Below are 21940 nucleotides of genomic sequence, written 5' to 3'. Positions count from 1 at the left end.
CAACCTCTACTATTAAATTTTATACAGTTGAGGAGAGCAATAGAACCAGAGATTATAAAAATCCATCCTGCCATCACACCTATTCGATCAGAAGCCTGTGGTTATGACCGCACAGGCTTCTGATTGATTGTTATGTCCGGATGACCCGTCTTATTCCATGTTTCATCGTACAAGTGGCAGGCAACATAATGATCTTTTTCCACTTCAAGCCACTCGGGCTTTTTCCGGGCACAAACATCCATCGCAAATGGGCAGCGCGTGCGAAACACACAGCCGCTCGGAGGGTCAATCGGGCTTGGCAGTTCGCCTTCCAGAATAATCCGTTCCCGTGTATCCTCGATATCTGGATCCGGAATCGGAATGGCCGACAGGAGTGCCTGTGTATACGGGTGGAGCGGGTTTTCATAAAGCGAATCACTCGAGGTCAGTTCTACTAGATTTCCTAAGTACATCACACCGATCCGGTCAGAAATCTGCTTCACCATTGATAGATCATGGGCAATGAATAAAAAGGTCAAGCCTTTTTCCTCTTGCAAATTTTTTAATAGATTAACAACCTGAGCCTGAACAGACACATCCAATGCGGAAATCGGCTCATCGGCAATGATAAAATCCGGATCAAGTGCCAATGCACGTGCAATACCAATCCGCTGCCGCTGCCCGCCGCTGAATTCATGCGGGTAGCGTTCGGCGTGGTCACGATTCAGCCCAACCTCTTCCAAAAGCTGAATGACCCGGTCAAGCTGCTCTTTCTTGTTCGGATAAAGGCCATGAACTTCCATCGGCTCTGCGATGACTTCTTTGACAGTCGAACGCGGATTCAGCGATGCATACGGATCCTGGAAAATCATTTGCATGTGACGGTAAAAATTAAATATTCCTTTGTCGTTAAGTTCATGTACGTTTTGACCATCATAAACAACATCACCTGACGTCTTATCGTAGAGAGCCATAATGGTGCGGCCGACCGTTGTTTTGCCGCAGCCGGATTCTCCGACAAGGCCGAATGTTTCCCCTTTATTGATATGAAACGTCACGTCATTGACTGCCTGCAGGATTTGACCTTTGCCCATATTGAAATGTTTTGTCAAACGTTCAAGCTGTAATATTTTCTCCGCCATTATGATTGCTCCTCTGTTTGCTGCCAGTATCTGGTTGCAGCACAAAGCTCTTTTTCATATTTCGTGCCTTTCAGATCAATCAGCTCAATGCCCCGTCCGGTTTGCGGCGAGTGGAGCATTTTTCCGTTGCCATAATAAAATCCGACATGATGCAATTTACCTTTTCCTTCTTCATAGGCGAAAAAGAGTAAATCACCCGGTTCCAGCCGCTCATATGGTATTTGTTGGCCGGATTGCGCCTGATCCCCGGCGTCACGCGGAATTAGGTAGCCATTTGCTTTATGCATGGCATAGGCAAAACCTGAGCAGTCATAGCCGAATGAACTCATGCCGCCCCAGAAATAATCCAGGCCCACGTAAGGTGTCCCGGTTTTTAATAGTCCAGCGCCCGGCTGCTTTGGCAGACCCTGATCCGACCGGAAAATCGCCACGTCATTTTCCTGTAAATAATAATAACCATGCGGTGTGTTTACCTTAACACGGGCACCCGCTTTCGTTTCAACAGGCAAAATCGTCATATAACTGAGCTTCATTGTCTTTTGGCCGTCCTCAGTCTCCAGCCAGGCATTCTGTGACGTAACCGCAGCTGATTCCTCGCGCTGCCAGCCCTGCTTATTCACCTTTTTCAGCTGATGCAGCGGCATCCATCCCGGATACCCTCGTTCGTCTTTTACTGAGGGCTGCGTCGGGATAACGACATGCGCCCAGTCATCTCTTGTTTCCGTAACAATGACCGCTTCCCCGTATAATGTTTGCGTCTGTATACGATTTTCATCGGACAGAGCCACGGTTAATTCGTAATTGAGACTGCTGATCCAGCCATCGATGTCAGTCGGATTGTTCAGTCCGTCTTCGTCAATCGTTCTGGGTGACGACGGTGACGTCCATACCGTTGCGACCTGAACCGCGGTTACCCAAAGCTCTTCTGAATATTGATCGAACCATTGTTTAGTCAACAGAAGTTCCCCCTCTTCACGCTTGTTGCACCGATCATTGCTTTCTTTGTCAGCAAAATTATGAATCTATCTCATACCTGCTTCGACTGTCAGTGTTTTGTCCGTTGTATTTATGACAGCCGTTTCTCCTAATGGCACGGAAAAATGCGGGAAGCAGTGGCCGATTTTAAATCCGGACATAACCGGACATGGCAGACTGTAAAAATAATCATAAAATACCTGATCCAGGGAGAGGGAGGGTTTCCCTTCCGGCGGATCGGCTTCAGCAAAATCCCCGATTACGATTCCTGCGGCCGCATCCAATTTCCCGGCAAGCCTCAGCTGATTGAGCATGGAATCGACACGGTATGGTTCTTCTCCGATATCTTCCAGTAACAGCAGTTTCCCGTGTGTATCGATTTCATATGGTGTGCCGAGTGTGCTGATTAAAAGTGACAAATTCCCGCCAACCAGTTCCGCACACGCCTCACCCGGAACAATTACATTCAGCGGGGAAATGTTTTCCGAATAGTACAGCGCAGCAGGCTCAAACAGCTGCCGAAACATGCTTGCAGACAATTCATCAAAATCATTATCAGCCACATCAGATGCCGGCATCGGGCCATGAAACGTCGTCAGTCCGGTTCTTTGCCGAATGGCTGTATGCAGGTAAGTGATATCGCTGTAGCCCCATATTATTTTAGGATTCTGCCGGATGAGCTGATAATCAATTTTGTCCGCGATTCTTGCCGTGCCATAACCGCCGCGGGCAAAAATAATCGCTTTGATTGAATCATCAGCAATCATTTGATGAAAATCAGCAAGCCGACCGGCATCTTTTCCGGCCAAATACCCATGCTTCAGGTCGAGTGTTTTGCCAAGCTTGACATGCAAGCCCATCTGTTCAAAAAAAGGAATTGTCTCTTTCACACGTTTCATGTCGGCAGGGCTTGCCGGAGCTGTTATACCAATTATATCACCTTTTGCCAAACGTATTGGTTTCATCGGATCAAGTCCTTTTTGTCTACGTTCTTCTAAGCATAATGCTGAATAGGCTTTCTCTCCTCAAGCCTGCAGCATCCCCTTCATTCGTACAATAGTCCTTTAATATATGTATCAGAAGTGAAAGAAGGAGCGGCTGCTTGAGCCATTCCTTCCCACACTTCAGGATTATTTCGCGTGAATGCATGTGTGCGACTCGCGACTTTTGATCGGTGTTGCGCGAAATATTGGTGCAGCGCGCGATAATAGGCCTCGGCCGCGCGATATTCCACTGCTGCCGCACGATTTAGCGGCATCCTCGCACGAAATTACCTCTCAGTCGCGCGATCAGCTATCTTAATCGTATTTCCAAAGAGAAGATTTCGGCAGCTGCCGAAATCAACCCTTCTACTGTTGGATATCTGCCCACTTCAGTTCGAGATAACCGACCGGATGGCGGACAATATCTTTTACATCATCTTTGTAAATGTAAACCTGGTTATAGTAATGGATTGGGAAAATCGGCATTTCTTCCGCCAATATCTTTTCCGCTTCATACATCATTTCCCAGCGTTTTTCTTCATCCGCTTCCTTTTTAGCCTGTGAAATCAGCTTATCATACTCCTCATTTGACCAGCCCGTGCGGTTCATTGAGGAATCCGTGATAAAGCTTTCCAGGAAGTTGATCGGATCGCCATAATCAAAAAGAAATGAGCTTCTGGAGAATTGCAGGTTCAATGACTTCTGATCTTCCAGAAAAACGTTCCATTCCGTATTGGCCAGTTCAACATCAATACCAAGATTTTCACTGAACATATTCTGCATCGTTTCCGCAATGGCCTTATGCTGTTCATCCGTATTGTATGTCAGTGTAACCGGCGGCAGTTCGTCATAGCCTTCCTCTTCCATGCCTTCTTCCAAGAGCTGTTTTGCTTTTTCCGGATCAAAGTTCACCAAATCGCCGTTCACATCACGGAAATCCTCGCCGGATGGGTTAGTGAAGCCTGGTGACACAAATGCTTTGGCTGCTTCCTCTTTGTTTTTGGTAACATAATTAACAATCTCTTCCTGATTGATGGCCAAGGCAAATGCTTTTCGGATTTTTTTGTTCTGAAATGGTTCCTGATCTACATTAAAGCGGTAAAAATAAAGACCTGCCTGATCTTCAATGACAACGTTATCCCCATCGATGAGCTGATCTGCCATATCAGATGGAATTTCAGTCATATCCAGTTCGTCACTTTCAAACATCTGGTACTCGGTGTTGACATCGTTAACCATTGCCCAGTGGACTTTATCGAGGCTAACGGTATCTTTATCCCAATACTCATCATTCTTGGCAAACACCATTTCCTGATCGTGCTTCCATGATTCCAGTTTAAATGGTCCATTGGAAACAAATGAATCCGCCTCCGAATGCCATTCCGGATTTTCTTTGGCAACTTCTTTATTGACCGGGAAAAATGCCGGATTGGTCACCACATGTAGGAAGTAGCCAGTCGGAGCTTCCAATGTCACTTCAAATGTCTTTTCGTCAACGGCTTTAACCGCTACATCTTCCGCCGAGCCATCGCCGGTATTGTACGCTTCCCCGCCTTCAATAAAATAGCCGAGAAATGCCGCAGATGATCCCGTTTCCGGATTCAACAGCTGTTTCCATGCATAAGCAAAATCTTCAGCCGTTACCGGGTCCCCATTTGACCAGTTCGCATCCTCACGCAGATGAAACGTATAGGTTTTTCCATCATCGGAAACGTCCCAATCCTCTGCCATTGCCGGCTGCGGCGTGTCGTCCTTACCCAGTCGCGTCAACCCTTCCATCAGGTTGTTCAGCGCATTCCATGAAACAGCATCAAAGCCAACCGGCGGATTCAATGATGTCGGTTCTTCGCCGTTATTCATGCGCAGGACTTTCTCGCCGCTGCTGCTATTTTCCTCCGTTGCTTCCGCTTCTGAATCCGAACCTGAATTTTCCCCCTCGCTGCCTTCATCGCCAGTTGACGTCGTACATGCCGCCAGCACTAGAATGAAGGCTGCAAACATGAACAGCAAAAAGCCTTTTTTCTTCATGTTTTGTTCTCCCCCTTGTTAGTTTTTGTCGGCTGTTGCAGCCAAAAGCTGTTTAGCCCGGTCATCCTGGAGCCAGCAATCCACTTTGTGTGTCTCGCTGAGTTCCTTCTGGAGCGGGTAAACTTTATCACACACCTCCATGGCCATTGGACACCGCGCTGTAAATGGGCATCCTTGTGGAGGTGAGAATAAATCAGGTGGTGTTCCATCAATCGGAATCAGTTTCTCCCCTTGAATATCGAGCCTTGGCACTGATTTTAACAACCCCCTTGTATACGGATGCTTCGGCTCGTAAAACACTTCCTTCCGTGTGCCTTCCTCGATAATCTTCCCGGCATACATGACAACGATGCGGTCTGCTATTTTCGCGACAACCCCAAGGTCATGCGTGATTAAAATGATGGATACACCGGTTTGCTCTTGAATCCGTTCAAACAACTCAAGTATCTGTGCCTGAATGGTTACATCAAGTGCTGTCGTCGGCTCGTCGGCAATCAGAAGTTCCGGCTCACAAATTAATGCAATTGCAATTACAATCCGCTGCCGCATGCCGCCGCTGAACTGATGCGGATACTGCTTGAACCGTTCCTCAGGATTCGGGATTCCAACCAGATCCATCATCTCCAGAGCTTTTTTCTTTGCCGCGGCACTTGATGTTTTCCGGTGTTCCATTAAACCTTCAACCAGCTGTGTTCCAATCGTCAGTGTCGGATTCAGTGCTGTCATCGGATCCTGAAAAATCATTGAAATATCGACACCGCGGATTGATCGCATGTCTTTTTCGGGAATTGTTGTCAGCTCTTTCCCCTTAAATGTGATCATCCCATTTGAAATTTTTCCGGGCGGATCGGGAATCAGCCGCATAATCGCATTTGAGGTTACGCTTTTTCCGCAGCCGGACTCGCCGACAATTGCCAGTGTTTCACCTTTATGTAAATCAAAACTGACACCCCTTACTGCTTTGACCGTTCCGCCATATGTCGTAAACGTTACGTGCAGGTCGTTTACATCCAGTATTTTTTCCATCTGTCCACCTACTCTCTCAGCTTCGGATCAAGAGCATCCTGAAGCCCATCACCTAATACGTTAAATGCAAACATCGTAAATGAAATAAAGAAAGCCGGGAAAAACAGTGTCCACCAATACCCTGAGAGAATGGCGCCCAACGCATCATTTGCCATCACACCCCAGCTTGCAAACGGTGATTGGATTCCCAGTCCCAGGAAGCTCAGGAAAGCTTCGGCAAAAATCGCATTCGGAACTGTCAGTGTCGTTTGAACGATGATCGGACCCATCGTATTCGGGATCAAATTTTTCCGGATGATCCTCGGGGTCTTGGTTCCAAATGATTTCGATGCCAGAACAAATTCATAGTTTTTAAGTTGCAGGACCTGCCCCCTGACAATCCTCGCCATCCCGACCCAGCCGGTGACAGACAGGGCGATAATGATTGTTGTCAGACTCGGCCCCATAACAACAAGCAGCAAAATGACAACCAGCAGATACGGAAGGCCGTACAAAACTTCGATAATACGCATCATGACACTGTCCGTTCGGCCGCCTTTATACCCGGAAATGCCGCCGTAGATAATCCCAACAGAAAAATCAATCAAAGCCGCCATTAACCCGACGAACAGTGAGATTCTGGCGCCATACCATGTTCGGGTGAAGACATCACGCCCAAGTGAATCCGTGCCAAACCAATGATCTGTTGAGGGGGGAAGAAACTGGTTCGGGCGGTTCTGATCGGTCACCGTGTATGGCGATATCAGCGGGCCAATGAACGCAAGAATTCCTAATATAATCAGAAAAGCAAGCCCTGCCATGGCCAATTTATTTTTCTTGAGCCGCCTCCATGCATCTTTCCAGTACGAAAGCGAGGGACGCGAGACGGTTTCAGCCGCTTTTAAATCTTTATCTTTCCATTTAAACCATTCATCCGGAATCTCGGCAGGAGAATGGACGTGTTTGGTTTCGTCAGCTGCAGACATATTATTCTCCTCCCTTTTTATGTAATTTAATTCTCGGATCAAGCAGACCATAGGCAACATCGACTAAAAACAGCATCAGTATCAGAAACGCACTGTAAAACACAGTCGTTCCCATAATCACCGGGTAATCCCGCTGGTTAATGCTTTCGACAAAATATTTGCCCATGCCCGGAATCCCAAATATCTGCTCAATAACGAAGGTTCCCGTCAAAATGCCGGCAAGAAGTGTGCCCATGATTGTCACCACCGGCATTAGTGCATTTTTCAATGCATGCTTAATGATGACTTTCCATGGCTTCAGCCCTTTAGCACGTGCCATTTTGATATAATCCTGTGTCAAAACTTCAAGCATGGTCGAACGTGTGAGGCGGGCGATGATTGCCATCGGTCCGGTTGCCAGCGCAATGGTCGGCATAATCATATGCATCGGACTGGACCATGTTGCCGCTGGAAGGATACCCCAATTGACTGCCAGCACTTGAATCAGTATCGTCGCAAGGACAAAGTTGGGGATCGATATTCCCAGAACAGCAATCGTCATAGCCAGATAATCAATGATTCCGTTATGTTTAAGGGCCGCAAAAATACCGAGTGTGATTCCGGAAATAACTGCAACAACGATCGTGACAATCCCAAGCTCAAACGAAATCGGAAAGCCTCGTCCGAGCAAATCGTTCACTGTTTCGGTTGGCTGTTTAATCGATGGGCCAAAATCCAATGTGACAATTGATTTTATGTAAAGCAAATATTGTATGTAATAAGGCTCATCCAAATTATAATGTGCTTCAAGGTTGGCCTGAACCGCCTCGTTGGTCGTCCGTTCCTCATTAAGCGGCGACCCCGGCAGTGTCACCATCAGAACAAATGTCAGTGTGACAATGATCCAAAGCGTCACAGCCATAATGGCGAAGCGTTTTAAAATATAACCGAGCATTCTGCTACACTCCTATGTTACCCGCCTCAGTTGTAAGCGATTACAAGTTGTCAATATAACGAAACATAATGAGTCATCTGTCTTACTACTGTTTTTTAATTTTCTTAAATTTTATCATATTTTAATCAAATTGCAATATGAAATTTGGCAGATGGTGAAGAAAGGCCCGGGAGGAAAAACCCTGACTGCAGTGACCATTCAATAATTTAGGCATAAAGTATGAAGTTTCAGTTTTACGGTTATATTTAGCGACAATCAAAAGGGGTGGAACATAACTAAAACGTTTAACATTAAAGACGAATGATAACTGGAATATTTAAGTGAAATGTATGGGGAAATCTTAACCACCGCTGCGGAAAAATGCTTCGCTGGTTTAGATGGAAACGAATTATACTATAAAAAGAAAAATCCGAACTGATTCGAAATCTAACTGAAGAATTTTGAACCATCATTCGGATTTTTCTTTGATTCATTACTTTTGTCTAAGCCTCGATATTAATAATTCGTTCAACTGTAGTTTTAGTTCTCAGCTTCAACTGCAATTTCTTCAGCAGGAATTTCAGTTTGTACAACCTGTGTAACGGCATTACCGTTTTCATCCACCCGCTCTATATTAGCTCCCAATCCCGCTAATTTCTCGGCAAAATCTACATAGCCGCGGTCAAGGTGCTTTAATTCAGTTACACGGGTATATCCGTCAGCAACCAATCCTGCCAGAATCAGTGCGGCTGCCGCCCGCAAATCCGTTGCTGCGACTTCAGCACCCTGCAGATCAGCAGGACCTTCAATGATCACATTTCGGCCTTCAATTTTCATTTTGGCATTCATGCGCCGGAATTCTTCCACGTGCATGAATCGGTTCTCAAACACCGTTTCCGTAATGACACTTGTGCCATATGCATTCAGCATCAACGCCATCATTTGCGATTGCATATCAGTTGGAAATCCTGGGTGCGGCAATGTTTTAATATCGGTAGAATGTAATTTATCAGGACCAATAACACGGATGCCGCCGTCCTGTTCAAAAATTGTGACACCCATTTCTTCCAGCTTGGATATAACGGAACGTAAATGTTCACTCTCCGCATTTTCAATCAGAATATCCCCGCCGGTAATGGCTCCTGCAACCAAAAAAGTGCCGGCTTCTACACGATCCGGAATAATTGCATGTTCAGCACCATGGAGTTCGTCAACCCCTTCGATACGGATTGTTTCCGTTCCGGCACCGACCACTTTGGCTCCCATTTTATTCAGGAAGTTGGCCAGGTCTACAATTTCAGGTTCCTTTGCACAATTCTCAATGACGCTTTTCCCTTCTGCGAGTGCTGCTGCCATCATAATATTTTCAGTCGCGCCTACACTCGGCATATCCAAATAAATTTTGGCACCCTGCAGGCGTCCGGGTGCTTCCACTTCCACGTAACCATTTCCTACGTGTACATGTGCACCCATTGCTTCAAATCCCTTTAAGTGCAAGTCAATCGGTCTTGAGCCAATTGCACACCCGCCGGGCATAGCCACTTTTGCATGACCGAAACGTGCCAGGAGTGGTCCAAGAACCAATACGGAAGCACGCATTTTTCGCACATATTCAAAGGGAGCTTCAGTCAGTAATTGATTAGCCGCATCAACATAAACAGTATTATTTTCAAAATGTACATTCGCATTCATGTTTCGCAATACTTCATTGATCGTATACACATCAGCCAGGACGGGAACATCGGCAATAGCACTTTTTCCTTTGCTGGCCAGTATGCTCGCGGTTATGACCGGCAGTACCGCATTTTTAGCTCCTTCAACCTTCACGGAGCCGTTTAGCCGTTCTCCGCCTTTAACGATGATTTTTTCCATATTCTATTCCCCTTATAATCCAATTTCACTATATTAATATTCATTTATCAGGATAGGTGTGCCTATCGTCAGACGTACGCTGTTCTGTGCCGCATTTTCAACAACTGCTTGAAAATTCATCGGTTGCTTCATCTTAATCGACTGCTCCCATATTGGTGTATACCCGTACATAATCTTTTTAACCGTCGAATGTTCCACATTATCGGTTTGTTCACGAATATTCGACAGCTGAAGGGTCTTTTTCAGTCGTTCAAAAAAATAGCCACTATCAATTTTACCACCAATTGTTGTCGAGAGACAAGCAAATTTTGTCGACTTTTTTGTGAAATATGACATATGTATGTCGTTTATGCGATCAATATAATCGACAGAAATTTTGTCATTCCAATCGTCCCCTTGCAGAACCGCAACCAGTTCCGGCTCATACATCGGATTTTTCGGAATGACAACACTATAGCTTTCGGAAAGCTTTGCGTTTTTCTGTCCGCGCCCAAAGAAATATTTTACTGTGTTTTCATCTTCGGTACTAGAGACTTTATAACTATTTTTATTCTTTAGTTTTTGTAATACTCTGTTTATGGCATCCTTGCTCATTTTTTCTTTGATTGTCACCTGCCAGCTGTCGACGGATAAATCACTGCCGGTCACCAGGGATGCCAGGTCGGTCATTTCATCGCTTTCGTTGGCAAACGCCGTTGTGTTCACAATCATCAATATAAAAATACTTGTTATAAGTGCAAACTTTCGCATTTAAAAACTCCCCCTAGTTCTTACTATATAACTAGTATGAACAAGAGAGAGATTTTGCATACGGTCAGAATAATAGTTTTATAGAATTGCAGACTGATAAACTGACCGCTTTCTGAGAGTCCCAGACTTGTCGTCCCAGAGCCTTTCTGTTAACTTTATAATACTTGTTTTAACCCTTAATGGAGCCCATATAAAGGTTAAAGCTGCTATCAGAACAGATACATCAAATCTTGTGACCACTGTATGAACTCGAGGAAAAATCTGCTGACACCCGTGCCGATGACGATTGTGATAAACATTATCAGCACTCTGGCTTCTGTTTCGCGGCCTTTTCTGATCAGCGGATCAAAATTGATTGTCGTGACAATCCGCCATGTTATATAAATGAAAATCAAATGCGATATCATGCTTATGATTGCGGTTACACCAATTGAAGAAAACATATTTCCACACCTTTATCTGTTGTCAAATCACTTATTTGCTTTGTATCAATTGTTACTTTGCCATGTCTCGGGGTGTTTGTCAAATCAGGCAGCCGCTCTCTCAGGTATTTATTTAACCCGCTTTAATCGACTACAAGATCCCCGTTTTATCGACAGGGCTTATTATTTCCCGGGAAATATCGACAGGAATATAGGCGGTTTTAAACTGTGTTGTTGATATTTTCATTCTACTGCTGATATTACTGTTCTTCTGCAGATAATTCCGTTCTTCGGTTGATACTCCACCTCTTCTGCAGATTCTGTCAGGCTTTCATGAGTATCAAACGCAAAAAATCTCTTATAACAAACTGTTACAAGAGATTTTTGATTATCCCGCATCTGACTGGCAGTAATGCTCACATTTCCTTCCTGTCTGATTTACCCGGAGGACATTAGCGGAGTAACTGTCAGTAAATGCTCGACTCTGTTCAACTGACATTCAGTGGGGAAAACCGCCCCGCTGAATTTGATCATGAAATATCCAATCGATTCATTGCGCGTTTGAGTGCTGACTTTGCCCGTTGGAAGTCAACATCGTCCTGTTTGGACTGAATCCGGCGCTCAGCACGCTCTTTTGCTTCCCGAGCCCGTTGAACATCTATGTCAGCAGGCTTTTCAGCAGTCTGAGCCAGAATCGTAACTTTATCCGGACGCACTTCCAAAAAGCCCCCGCTAACAGCCAGGTTAGTGGAATCATTTTCAAGCTTCAGCCGTACCGAACTAATAGTTAATGGCGCAACCATCGGGATGTGCCCAGGCAAAATACCAAGCTCGCCATTTTCGGCTTTACAGCTGATCATATCAAAACTGTCTTCCAAAACTGGACCATCAGGAGTAACAACACTCACAGTCAGTGTTTTCAATGCAACCCCTCCTTGAGACAGGTTAATAGCTGGATGAAACTGCAGCGGCTGTCCAAAAAGCCGGATAAAAAGACGGGTTGAATGTCTTTTTTATCCTTTTTGAACACACAGGAGCATGCTCAATTCATCGGTTTATCATCTGATTAAAATTGACGCTGCTTTCACCCATTATTACGTCTGCTTTATTATCTAGCTATGGCGCCTGGCTTCTTTTGCCAGCGTTACGATAAAGGCAATACAACTCATTGCGTTCGTTGTGTATCCTTTATCTTATGCGTCCAGTAAGGCGGATTGGTTAAACTCGCCGCAATGCACGGCAAGGCCGAACCGCCTGCAACGCTGAGCACAGTTCATACGTTGTGTCCAGTCGCCTTCGCTGTTCCTTATTCCATGTCTTTTCCTTTTTCCACAACTTCTTCAATACGACCCACCAGACGGAATGCATCTTCCGGCAGTTCGTCATGTTTACCGTCAAGGATTTCCCGGAACCCTTTAATTGTTTCGTTGACAGGCACATATGAACCTGGCTGTCCGGTAAACTGTTCAGCAACGTGGAAATTCTGGGATAAGAAAAATTGGATACGGCGTGCGCGGGAAACCGTCAATTTATCCTCATCCGAAAGTTCATCCATACCAAGAATGGCAATAATATCCTGTAATTCTTTATATTTCTGCAGTGTTTGCTGAACTTCACGTGCGACATCGTAATGTTCTTCACCGACTACTGTAGGGTCAAGTGCACGGGAGGTTGATGCCAGCGGATCCACTGCCGGGTAAATGCCTTGCTCGGATAATCCGCGGTCAAGGTTGGTTGTTGCGTCCAAGTGCGCAAACGTTGTTGCCGGCGCAGGGTCAGTATAGTCATCGGCAGGCACGTAAATAGCCTGGATTGATGTTACCGAGCCTTTATCCGTTGTTGTGATACGTTCCTGCAACTGCCCCATTTCGGTTGCAAGTGTCGGCTGATAACCGACAGCTGATGGCATACGGCCGAGCAGCGCTGATACTTCCATACCTGCCTGGGTGAAGCGGAAGATATTATCGATAAATAACAGAACGTCCTGTCCTTCTTCATCACGGAAGTATTCTGCCATGGTCAAACCTGTCAGAGCAACACGCATACGTGCTCCCGGCGGTTCGTTCATCTGACCGAATACCATGGCTGTTTTGGAGATAACGCCTGAATCCTTCATTTCATAATACAGGTCGTTACCTTCACGTGTACGTTCCCCGACACCGGCGAATACGGAAATACCGCCGTGCTCCTGGGCAACGTTGTTGATCAATTCCTGAATCAATACGGTTTTACCAACTCCGGCACCGCCGAACAGGCCGATTTTTCCACCTTTGGTATATGGCGCCAAAAGGTCAACAACTTTAATACCTGTTTCCAGAATTTCCGTATCGGTTGTCAGGTCTTCAAATTCCGGTGGCTGACGGTGAATCGGATCCCGTCTATTGTCTGCCGGCACCGGTTCATCAAGGTCAATGTTATCACCAAGGACGTTGAAGACGCGGCCGAGAGTGGCTTCACCAACCGGGACTGAGATTGAGGCGCCTGTATCTTCAATTGTCATGTTGCGTTTCAGACCATCTGTTGAGTCCATCGCAATCGTACGAACTGCATTATCCCCAAGATGAAGTGCTACTTCGAGTGTCAGGTCGACGTCCGTATCATCTTCATCGGGACGGACAACTAATGCATTATTAATATCCGGGAGCTGGCCTTCGTCAAATTTAACGTCGACTACAGGTCCCATGACTTGTGTAATGTGTCCTTTGCTCATTGATTTCCCTCCTATCCTACTATCGAACATTCCAAGAGGATGTTCAAAAAGTCCTTGTTATCCTTCTTTTTGAACACGCACTCCAAGGGCTATTCAAGTGCAGCTACACCGCCGATAATTTCATTAATCTCCTGTGTGATTGCTGCCTGGCGTGCACGGTTATAAGATAATGTCAAGTCATCGATAAGCTCGTTGGCATTATCGGTTGCATTACGCATCGCGGTCATTCGTGCTGCATGCTCACTTGCTTTGCCATCAAGCAATGCGCCATAAAGTAAACTTTCCGCATATTGAGGCAACAGCACTTTGAGAATCTGTTCCTGATCCGGCTCATATTCGTACTGACTGGTGCTGGTGTTGCCCGCCATTTCTTCGATGTTCGTCAGCGGCAATAATTGCTTTGCTGTCACGACCTGTGAAATGGCACTTTTATAATGATTATAATACATGGTCAGTTCGTCGATTTCCTCATCCGCAAACATTTGAACCGTTTCGGATGCGAGTTCTTTTATATCATTGAAATTCGGCTGATCCGCCATCCCAAGAATACTTTTGGATACCGGCATGCCGCGTTTCTGGAAAAATTCATAGCCAACACGCCCCACAACGATGATGGTGTATTCATCTGTGGATTGATGTTTCTTCTGAATGGTTTCATAAATCTTCTTCAGAACGCTGCTGTTATAAGCACCTGCCAAACCGCGGTCAGAGGTGATCACAAAATAGCCGGACTTTTTAACCTCGCGCTTCTCGAGCATCGGATGTGCGGCATCCATGTTATTATTCGCGATTTGGGCGACAACTTCCTGGATTTTTTCGCTGTAAGGTACGAATGATTTGGCATTTTCCTCGGCTTTGCTCATTTTAGAAGCCGAGACCATTTCCATTGCCTTCGTAATCTGTTTTGTCTTGGATGTCGAATCAATCCGTTTTTGAATATCCCTAAGTGATGCCAAGCATTTCACCACCCTTCCTTTACAGAGGTTGGAGGTTAGATGACAGAGCCTGGCAAACTTTAAGCCAGAGCCCTTTAATCCAAACTCTATTATTGCCTGATCATTTACTGGTCACTTGGTAAAAATGTTTTCTTGAATGCTTCAACTGCTTCATTCATATCTTCTGCTTCAGCAAGTTTGCCTGTTTCACGGATGGTCGAAAGCAGTTCTTTGCGGTTTTCATCAAGCCATGTATGCATTTCTGACTCAAAACGGGTGATATCTTCAACCGGAACATCATCAAGATATCCTTTTGTCAGGGCATAAATGATCATGACCTGTTTTTCAACAGCCAGTGGTTTATGCAATCCCTGTTTCAATATTTCGACTGTCCGTGCACCACGGTCGAGTTTTGCTTTTGTCGATTTATCAAGGTCTGAACCGAATTGAGCAAATGATTCCAGTTCACGGAACGATGCCAGATCAAGACGCAATGTACCGGCAACCTTCTTCATCGCTTTCAGTTGTGCCGAACCGCCGACACGTGATACGGAAAGACCTGCGTTAATCGCCGGGCGCACACCTGAGAAGAACAAATCAGATTGCAGGAAGATTTGCCCGTCTGTAATGGAAATAACGTTTGTCGGGATATAGGCACCGATGTCGCCTGCCTGTGTCTCAACGAACGGCAGTGCTGTCAATGAACCACCGCCTTTTGAGTCATTAAGTTTTGCTGCACGTTCCAACAGACGTGAGTGGAGATAGAAGACATCTCCCGGAAATGCTTCACGGCCTGGCGGGCGACGGAGCAGCAGGGAAAGTTCTCGGTATGATGCTGCCTGCTTGGTTAAGTCATCATATACAACAAGCACGTGCTTACCGTCGTACATGAACTCTTCACCCATCGACACACCTGCATATGGTGCCAGGTATAAGAGCGGTGCAGGTTCTGATGCACCGGCGGATACGACGATGGTGTTATCCAGTGCGCCATAGCGGCGGAACGTTTCAACCGTGCTTCTTACTGTTGATTCTTTCTGCCCGATAGCAACATAAATACAAATCATATCCTGATCTTTTTGGTTCAAGATTGTATCGACCGCGATTGTCGTTTTACCGGTCTGACGGTCACCGATGATCAATTCACGCTGGCCGCGTCCGATCGGGACAAGTGCGTCAATCGCCTTGATGCCTGTCTGCAAAGGCTCGTTTACTTCCTGACGATCCATAATAGAAGGTGCCGGTGCTTCAATCGGACGGTTTTTGGTCGTTTCAACCGCTCCTTTGCCGTCAATCGGCTGGCCCAGCGGGTTAACAACGCGTCCAAGCAGCTCCTCACCTACAGGTACTTGCATAACTCTTCCTGTGCGGCGAACTTCATCACCTTCATGAATATCCGTGAATTCGCCTAAAATGACAATACCGACGTTTGCTTCTTCAAGGTTTTGGGCCATACCCATTACACCGTTGGAGAACTCAAGAAGTTCACCGGCCATAGCGTCATCAAGCCCATGTGCACGTGCAATACCGTCACCGACTTCAATAACGGTGCCGACATCATTGACTTCAATATCCGTGTCAAAATTCTCGATTTGCTGTTTTATCAGTGAACTGATTTCTTCAGCTTTAATGCTCATACCATTTCACCCCTATCTTCATTAGTTTGCCGTTACGATACTCCGTTCAATCCGTTTTAATTTACCGCTGATCGTGCCATCGTAAATCGTGTTGCCGATCCGTAGTTTAAGACCGCCAATGATTGATGGATCCACAATCGTCTCAAGTTGCACGGCTTGTTTATTAAAACGTTTCGCAAACGTGTTTTCAAGCTGTTCTTTCTCGCCTTCCGACAATTCACGAACAGTATAAACCTTAGCTTCCGCAATTCCTTTTACATCGTTTACCATCCGGGTAAAATGATTAATAATGTCAGGCACATTTCCAATGCGATGCCTTTCAATCAATAGATATAATGTGTTCAGAATATCATCTGAAAATCCTTGAAACACATCGTTAATGAATTGCTTCTTCTTTTCATTATCAACGCGCGGATGTTCCAGGAATGGCACAAGCTTTTCATTTTCAACAAAAATCGATTCCAGGACATGCAATTCCTCAACCAATTGCTCTAATTTACCTGTTTCATTGCCAATCTGAAAAAGAGCTTCGGCATAGCGGCTGGCAACTACTTCACTCATCGCTCTCTCCTGCCTCTTTGATGTATTGATTAATCAGCTCTTCCTGATCCTGTGCACTGATTTCTTTTTCAATCACTTTGCTGGCAATTAGTACAGATAGAGAAGCGACTTTGTCCTGAAGTGTCTGTATCGCTTTTTCTTTTTCGTTTTCAATTTCTTCCTGCGCAGATTCTTTGATGCGGTCTGCCTCACGACGGGCGGATTCAATAATATCCTGTTCTTGTTTCGTACCGGCACTTTTAGCATCTTCAATAATCTGCTGTGCTTCCTGTTTGGTCTGCTTCAATTGTTCGGCTGCTTCCGTTTGTGCCTTTTCAGCTTCAGCACGGCTTTTTTCGGCAGCTTCAATTTCACCTGTTACATAGTCCTCACGTTGTTGCATGACGTTCATTAACGGACCCCATGCAAATTTACGAACCAACAGGATTAAGACAATAAAAAAGAACAGCTGAGTCAGCATATCGCCAACCTGAAGTCCGCCGATTGCAGCGTTAATTGTTAACCCGGTAAATGCCTGCACAGAATTCACTCCTTTCACTTTACATATCGAACGTTCGATTGTTTAGGCTTGAAGTACAAACAACGGCGAAGGTTCTTTTGTGAAGATGATCTCCGCCATTATCGTGTTTAGAGGTTGTTCAAAAATTCCGGTAAAAATGACACTTGGTCCTTGTTATCTTCCTTTTTGAACAATCATTTAAATTCCATTCTGTTACATGACGATTAGTGCGATAACAACTGCGATAATCGGCATTGCCTCAACCAGTCCGACACCAATAAACATGGTAGTTTGAAGCTGACCTCTCAGCTCTGGCTGACGAGCAATCCCTTCAACCGTACGACTTACAATCAAACCGTTACCTACACCGGCACCCAACGCCGCCAAACCTACTGCTATTGCTGCTGCTAATGCTCCAGACATAATATAAATCCTCCTCAAAAATTATTGTATTAGTTTTTTAGTAATTTCCTGTTTCAGCAGCTGGCTGCCGAAACGGGTTACTTAACAATATTCATAAAACCTAGTGATCACTTGATACCTTGTGCGAGATGTAAACCATCGAAAGCATCGTGAAAATAAATGCCTGGATGGTCCCGATAAACAGACTGAATCCTTGCCACGCTAACATCGGAATTGCTCCGCCGAAGAATCCCAACACCGTTGTAGATGTTAAACCGGCTAACAATCCGAGCAGAACCTCACCGGCATAAATGTTACCAAATAAACGGAGACCCAACGTCAGTGTATTGGCAAACTCCTCAACAATTTTAATCGGCAAAAACAACGGGAACGGGCGTAAATAATCCTTTCCATATTCCTTCACCCCGCGCTCTTTGATGCCGTAATAATGGCTCAAAACGATGACCATTGCCGCCAGTGTCAAGGTAATACCGGCATCTGATGTCGGCGACTTCCACCATAACTCATCGCCAAATACCGCCATGGTCATAACACCGAGCAAGTTACTCACCAATATGTAGGTGATCAATGTCAGCGCCAAAGGCAGAAATGTTTTTCCCGTTTTCCAATCCATTGTGTCGCTGATCATGCCTTTAACAAAATCAAGGACCCACTCCATGAAATTCTGTGCACCCGACGGCTTCATTTGAAGATTTCTTGCGCCCAGGACACAGAGGACAAATACGATAAGTGACGCAATAGCTATCATCAGTACGTTTGATAAGTTAAAATCGAGCCATGATATCCCGAGCACATCTTCTATTAATGGTGCTTCATGATCCACTTTGCTTCACCCCTCTTCCAAGCATTATTTTTCAGATTTGGACATAAAAAAATCTATCACAATGACCAGATAAGATGTCATTAATCCAACTATAACAAAAATCATGTCGAAATAGGCGTCATAACGAAGTGCAATAATTACGGCCAAAACAGCTGATGCCATCCTGGAAAACGTCCCAAGACCTGTTGCCGACTTGCTCTTTTCAGCCGACTCTGCAAATGCATCTATCTTGCGCTGCAGCAGCCATAAGTTATAGAAACTCGCAGCCCCTCCTAACAGAAGCCCGAGGAAAATGCGCGGATATGGTGAAAAACCTGCTCCCAGCACGAATGCGGCGAGAAAGTAAAACATCCACTTGCGTTGCCTTTTAATCGTCATTCCATAATACGACATGATTAGACTCTTCTCCCCAAAAATTCGAGCATGATAAATGTCCCCTGTATCAGCTCACTTAGCGGGAATGAGCCCTTATATCAGAAGTGAGGTAAATCACAGCTAATGTGAAATATACATCCTTTAATCTATGTAAAGTTTGAAACCCCTACCATTCCCACTAAGCTAGTTTACATTAGCCATATCCCATTGTCAATTAGTATGTTGATAAAATAAAATGCCATCTGCTGCCAATTCCACACGCTCCTCGGCACTTCATTTCGCACCGCTTTTTTCCCTTTTTAGCTTTCTATTAGTGCGTGTTCAAAAAGGAGGATAAAGTGAAACTTCATTCAGCGGAATGACTTTCTCCGCTGAATGTTAGTTGAACAGAATCGGGCATTTAAGGTCTGTTAGCCACCGTCGTTTGGCGGGTTATTGACCGTTAGATGCGGGATAAAAAGGACCCGGGAAGTTCGATGCGGCGCAGTTTCGAGCAGCGGAATGTATGCTTTTAGATACATGAGCCGAGGAGAAACTAGCCAACGACGAAATTCGATGTGTCATTTTTACAGCACTTTTTGAACAGCTTCTATTATATAGGAAGACCCGGTCGATTTCTATGAACATTATGTGAACAAATTTGTCGATATTTAGCCAGGCGATTTTGACCTTGGGATATGAATTTTAGTCTGATAACTCACCATCCCGCCATTATTAAGTTTTACATTGATGACAGCCAAATACTGTCCGGGCTCGCCCAATTCCGATTGTTCAAGCTGCCCTTCATTCAAGCCGACTTTTACATCATCAAACTTCAGCAGTGTCCGTTCATACATCAGTGTGTCTGGATTGTAGAGCGTAACAGCAACATTTTCCGCCTGTTCAGAAAGATAAAGCTGATAAGTGTACATATCATCGGAAAATGGCTGCAACGAAAATTCGAAGCCCATTGCTCTTGGATAGTCCGCTGTTTTGTTGATAAAAAGATATGGCAGCTGATACTTTTGATCTTCCCCGTTCAATGTCAGCCAGCCCTGATGAAGACCTTCATCCAACTGCCTGCTGATAACCTCCAAGTCGATGGAAATTTTCTTTGTTTCCCCTTTTTCCAGCGTAAAACTTTGCGGCAGTTTCCAAGTCAGTCCTTTTTGTTTTTTCGGTATCGAAAACGTATACGTCTGCTGCTGATTTGAATGATTTTCGATGGTCATAGCGTGTGTTTTCGTTTCGTTATTGCCGCTGATTTTGCCGAATGACATAAGAGGCTTGTCAATAATCGTTTCTGTCCTGATGGCTTTTTCCGGCTGAATTTCGCCCGCTCCCTGAATAATGGGGGCAAACGGTTTACCTTGTTCATTCCTGATGCGTTTTGCAGTTGTTTTCAACGCACCTGTCAGCTGTTCGGCCGACCAGTCGGGATGTGCTTCCATCAGAAGTGCCATTGCGCCGGTTACATGTGGTGCTGCCATACTCGTCCCCTGCAGCTCCCGATAACCTCCTGGGACCGTGCTTAAAATATTGGTGCCCGGCGCAGTCACTTCCGGCTTCAAGTCCCAGTTCACTGTAACCGGGCCGCGCGAACTGAATTCGGCCATCGTTTGTTTCGTTTTCTCATGTTTTGTTTTCATGTACAGATTGTTGTTACGGGTGTTTTGGATAAGCCATTCGCCATCCTGTTGCGAAATTGAGGCGACAGGGATTTGGATCGGTTCTTCATGATTCTGGATCATCCCCCGAAAACGGCCTTTTTCATTGTTATAAATGATGGCAGCAACCGCACCGGCTTCCTCTGCCTGTTTGGCCATCTCAGAGAAAGGTGTTTCACCGCGCTCCATCAGGGCAATTTTCCCCTGTACGTTTCCACCCTCAAAAACAGCGACGTCATAGCTTTTTTTTAGTTCCCATGGTTTTGACCCGGCCATTTCGGTCAGCGGAATTTTCTTGTTGGCGAGCGATTCAAACAGATACGGAACGCTTTGCGGATTGGATGCGGCACCAACGGAAAGCGCGTTTGCGGCTGTTGCCGGTGAGCCGATTGTCCACTTCTCCGGACCATTATTGCCGTTAGCAATCACGACCGGCACACCAAGGTCCTGCGCCCGGTTCACGGCAACACTTGTCGGAAAATCCGGTCCATTGACACTGTTTCCTAACGAAAGATTAATAATATCCGCCCCGTCATCAACCGCCTGCTCCAATGCAGCAAGCACCTGTACTGAAGTCCCCATTCCGCCGGGGCCAAGCGCACGATAGGCAAAAATGTCCGCATCAGGAGCCACTCCCTGCAGCTCGCCATCTGCAGCAATAATCCCCGCCACATGCGTCCCGTGCTGTGTCGGCATCCCTTGTTCAGCCGTTGTTTCCATCGGATCATCATCGAGGTCGACCACGTCATATCCGCCGGCGTAAGCGTCGGCAAGATCGGGGTGCTCGTAGTCAATTCCCGTATCGATCACCGCAATCTGGACTCCTTTTCCCGTATAGGATGTAGTGTTAAGCGCTGCCGGGATGACACTGTTTTCATTTTTATTTAAAGACTCAATCTGGCCGATCTGTGTTTCATACGTTGCCACGGGATGAACCGCTTTTATGAAATCAAGTGACTCGATCTGTTCAAACCGATCGGGCTCTGCTTTCAGTGCCAGACCATTGAAAAGCGTGTCATATGTATGCACCACTTCGATATACGGGTGATAGGTGTTAAGATATGATTTGTGCTCGCTGGGATTGCCGCCCACTTCAATGATGACGGCTTCTTTTTCGGTATTTTTATGTACGGACTCAGCCGCTGCGGGCACGGCTGCGAGCGCGGCAAGGGCAATAATGCTAATCAGGATGCGATACATGGCGGGTGCTCCTTTTTGGATAAGTATATGGCTAGCATTTGGAAAAAAGAGGGGAAACATACATGTAGGATGGGTT

General features: G+C 45.6%; 20 protein-coding genes. All 20 read right to left on the bottom strand.

The window, feature by feature from the left end; genetic code table 11:
• Nucleotides 1-101: 101 nt before the first annotated feature.
• The gene (locus tag VK097_RS03510) at nt 102-1121 is read right to left on the bottom strand and encodes an ABC transporter ATP-binding protein (protein ID WP_324210417.1); all 1020 of its coding nucleotides are present in this window, start codon (nt 1119-1121) and stop codon (nt 102-104) included.
• The gene (locus VK097_RS03505; protein ID WP_324210416.1) at nt 1121-2077 is read right to left on the bottom strand and encodes a C40 family peptidase; all 957 of its coding nucleotides are present in this window, start codon (nt 2075-2077) and stop codon (nt 1121-1123) included. The genes VK097_RS03510 and VK097_RS03505 overlap by 1 nt, the downstream gene beginning before the upstream one ends.
• A 66-nt stretch (nt 2078-2143) precedes the next feature.
• Entirely contained in the window at nt 2144-3061 is a 918-nt protein-coding gene (locus tag VK097_RS03500; RefSeq protein WP_324210415.1) for a S66 peptidase family protein, read from the bottom strand.
• Nucleotides 3062-3445: 384 nt separating this feature from the next.
• Nucleotides 3446-5107 carry a peptide ABC transporter substrate-binding protein gene (locus VK097_RS03495; protein ID WP_324210414.1) on the bottom strand — a complete coding sequence of 554 codons (1662 nt, stop codon included), beginning with the start codon at nt 5105-5107 and terminating at the stop codon, nt 3446-3448.
• A gap of 18 nt (nt 5108-5125) precedes the next feature.
• Nucleotides 5126-6133, bottom strand: a complete 1008-nt coding sequence (locus VK097_RS03490; protein WP_324210413.1) for an ABC transporter ATP-binding protein — start codon at nt 6131-6133, stop codon at nt 5126-5128.
• An 8-nt stretch (nt 6134-6141) separates the two neighbouring features.
• Nucleotides 6142-7098: an ABC transporter permease gene (locus tag VK097_RS03485; RefSeq protein WP_324210412.1), complete on the bottom strand. Its 957-nt coding sequence runs from the start codon at nt 7096-7098 to the stop codon at nt 6142-6144.
• Between the two features lies 1 nt (nt 7099).
• On the bottom strand, nt 7100-8032 hold the full coding sequence (locus VK097_RS03480) for an ABC transporter permease (RefSeq protein WP_324210411.1): 933 nt from the start codon (nt 8030-8032) through the stop codon (nt 7100-7102).
• Nucleotides 8033-8551: 519 nt separating this feature from the next.
• On the bottom strand, nt 8552-9883 hold the full coding sequence (murA, locus tag VK097_RS03475; protein ID WP_324210410.1) for a UDP-N-acetylglucosamine 1-carboxyvinyltransferase: 1332 nt from the start codon (nt 9881-9883) through the stop codon (nt 8552-8554).
• Between the two features lie 33 nt (nt 9884-9916).
• A complete protein-coding gene (locus VK097_RS03470) occupies nt 9917-10633 on the bottom strand; it encodes a YwmB family TATA-box binding protein (protein WP_324210409.1) in 717 nt (238 codons plus the stop codon).
• A 209-nt stretch (nt 10634-10842) separates the two neighbouring features.
• Nucleotides 10843-11076, bottom strand: coding sequence for a DUF1146 family protein (locus tag VK097_RS03465; protein ID WP_324210408.1), 234 nt, complete (start codon nt 11074-11076; stop codon nt 10843-10845).
• A gap of 509 nt (nt 11077-11585) precedes the next feature.
• Nucleotides 11586-11978 (bottom strand): F0F1 ATP synthase subunit epsilon, encoded by a 393-nt coding sequence (locus tag VK097_RS03460; RefSeq protein ID WP_324210407.1) that lies wholly within the window; start codon nt 11976-11978, stop codon nt 11586-11588.
• Nucleotides 11979-12361: 383 nt separating this feature from the next.
• On the bottom strand, nt 12362-13765 hold the full coding sequence (gene atpD, locus VK097_RS03455) for a F0F1 ATP synthase subunit beta (RefSeq protein WP_324210406.1): 1404 nt from the start codon (nt 13763-13765) through the stop codon (nt 12362-12364).
• Between the two features lie 89 nt (nt 13766-13854).
• On the bottom strand, nt 13855-14721 hold the full coding sequence (gene atpG, locus VK097_RS03450) for an ATP synthase F1 subunit gamma (protein ID WP_324210405.1): 867 nt from the start codon (nt 14719-14721) through the stop codon (nt 13855-13857).
• A gap of 104 nt (nt 14722-14825) precedes the next feature.
• On the bottom strand, nt 14826-16337 hold the full coding sequence (gene atpA, locus VK097_RS03445; protein WP_324210404.1) for a F0F1 ATP synthase subunit alpha: 1512 nt from the start codon (nt 16335-16337) through the stop codon (nt 14826-14828).
• Between the two features lie 21 nt (nt 16338-16358).
• Entirely contained in the window at nt 16359-16898 is a 540-nt protein-coding gene (locus VK097_RS03440) for a F0F1 ATP synthase subunit delta (RefSeq protein WP_324210403.1), read from the bottom strand.
• Nucleotides 16891-17418, bottom strand: a complete 528-nt coding sequence (gene atpF, locus VK097_RS03435) for a F0F1 ATP synthase subunit B (protein WP_324210402.1) — start codon at nt 17416-17418, stop codon at nt 16891-16893. Before atpF ends, VK097_RS03440 begins: the two co-directional genes overlap by 8 nt.
• Before the next feature lie 192 nt (nt 17419-17610).
• Nucleotides 17611-17820 (bottom strand): F0F1 ATP synthase subunit C, encoded by a 210-nt coding sequence (gene atpE, locus VK097_RS03430; RefSeq protein ID WP_135110686.1) that lies wholly within the window; start codon nt 17818-17820, stop codon nt 17611-17613.
• Between the two features lie 100 nt (nt 17821-17920).
• Nucleotides 17921-18643, bottom strand: a complete 723-nt coding sequence (gene atpB / locus VK097_RS03425; protein WP_324210401.1) for a F0F1 ATP synthase subunit A — start codon at nt 18641-18643, stop codon at nt 17921-17923.
• A gap of 24 nt (nt 18644-18667) precedes the next feature.
• Complete coding sequence (locus VK097_RS03420) at nt 18668-19036, bottom strand: ATP synthase subunit I (RefSeq protein ID WP_324210400.1); 369 nt, start codon at nt 19034-19036, stop codon at nt 18668-18670.
• A gap of 632 nt (nt 19037-19668) precedes the next feature.
• The gene (locus VK097_RS03415; protein WP_324210399.1) at nt 19669-21864 is read right to left on the bottom strand and encodes a S8 family serine peptidase; all 2196 of its coding nucleotides are present in this window, start codon (nt 21862-21864) and stop codon (nt 19669-19671) included.
• Between the last annotated feature and the right edge of the window lie 76 nt (nt 21865-21940).

The sequence above is a fragment of the Lentibacillus sp. genome, from assembly GCF_035301675.1.
Lineage (GTDB): Bacteria > Bacillota > Bacilli > Bacillales > Amphibacillaceae > Lentibacillus.
Note: the sequence above shows the minus strand (reverse complement) of the source record. Positions and strands in the feature narration are given on the sequence as shown.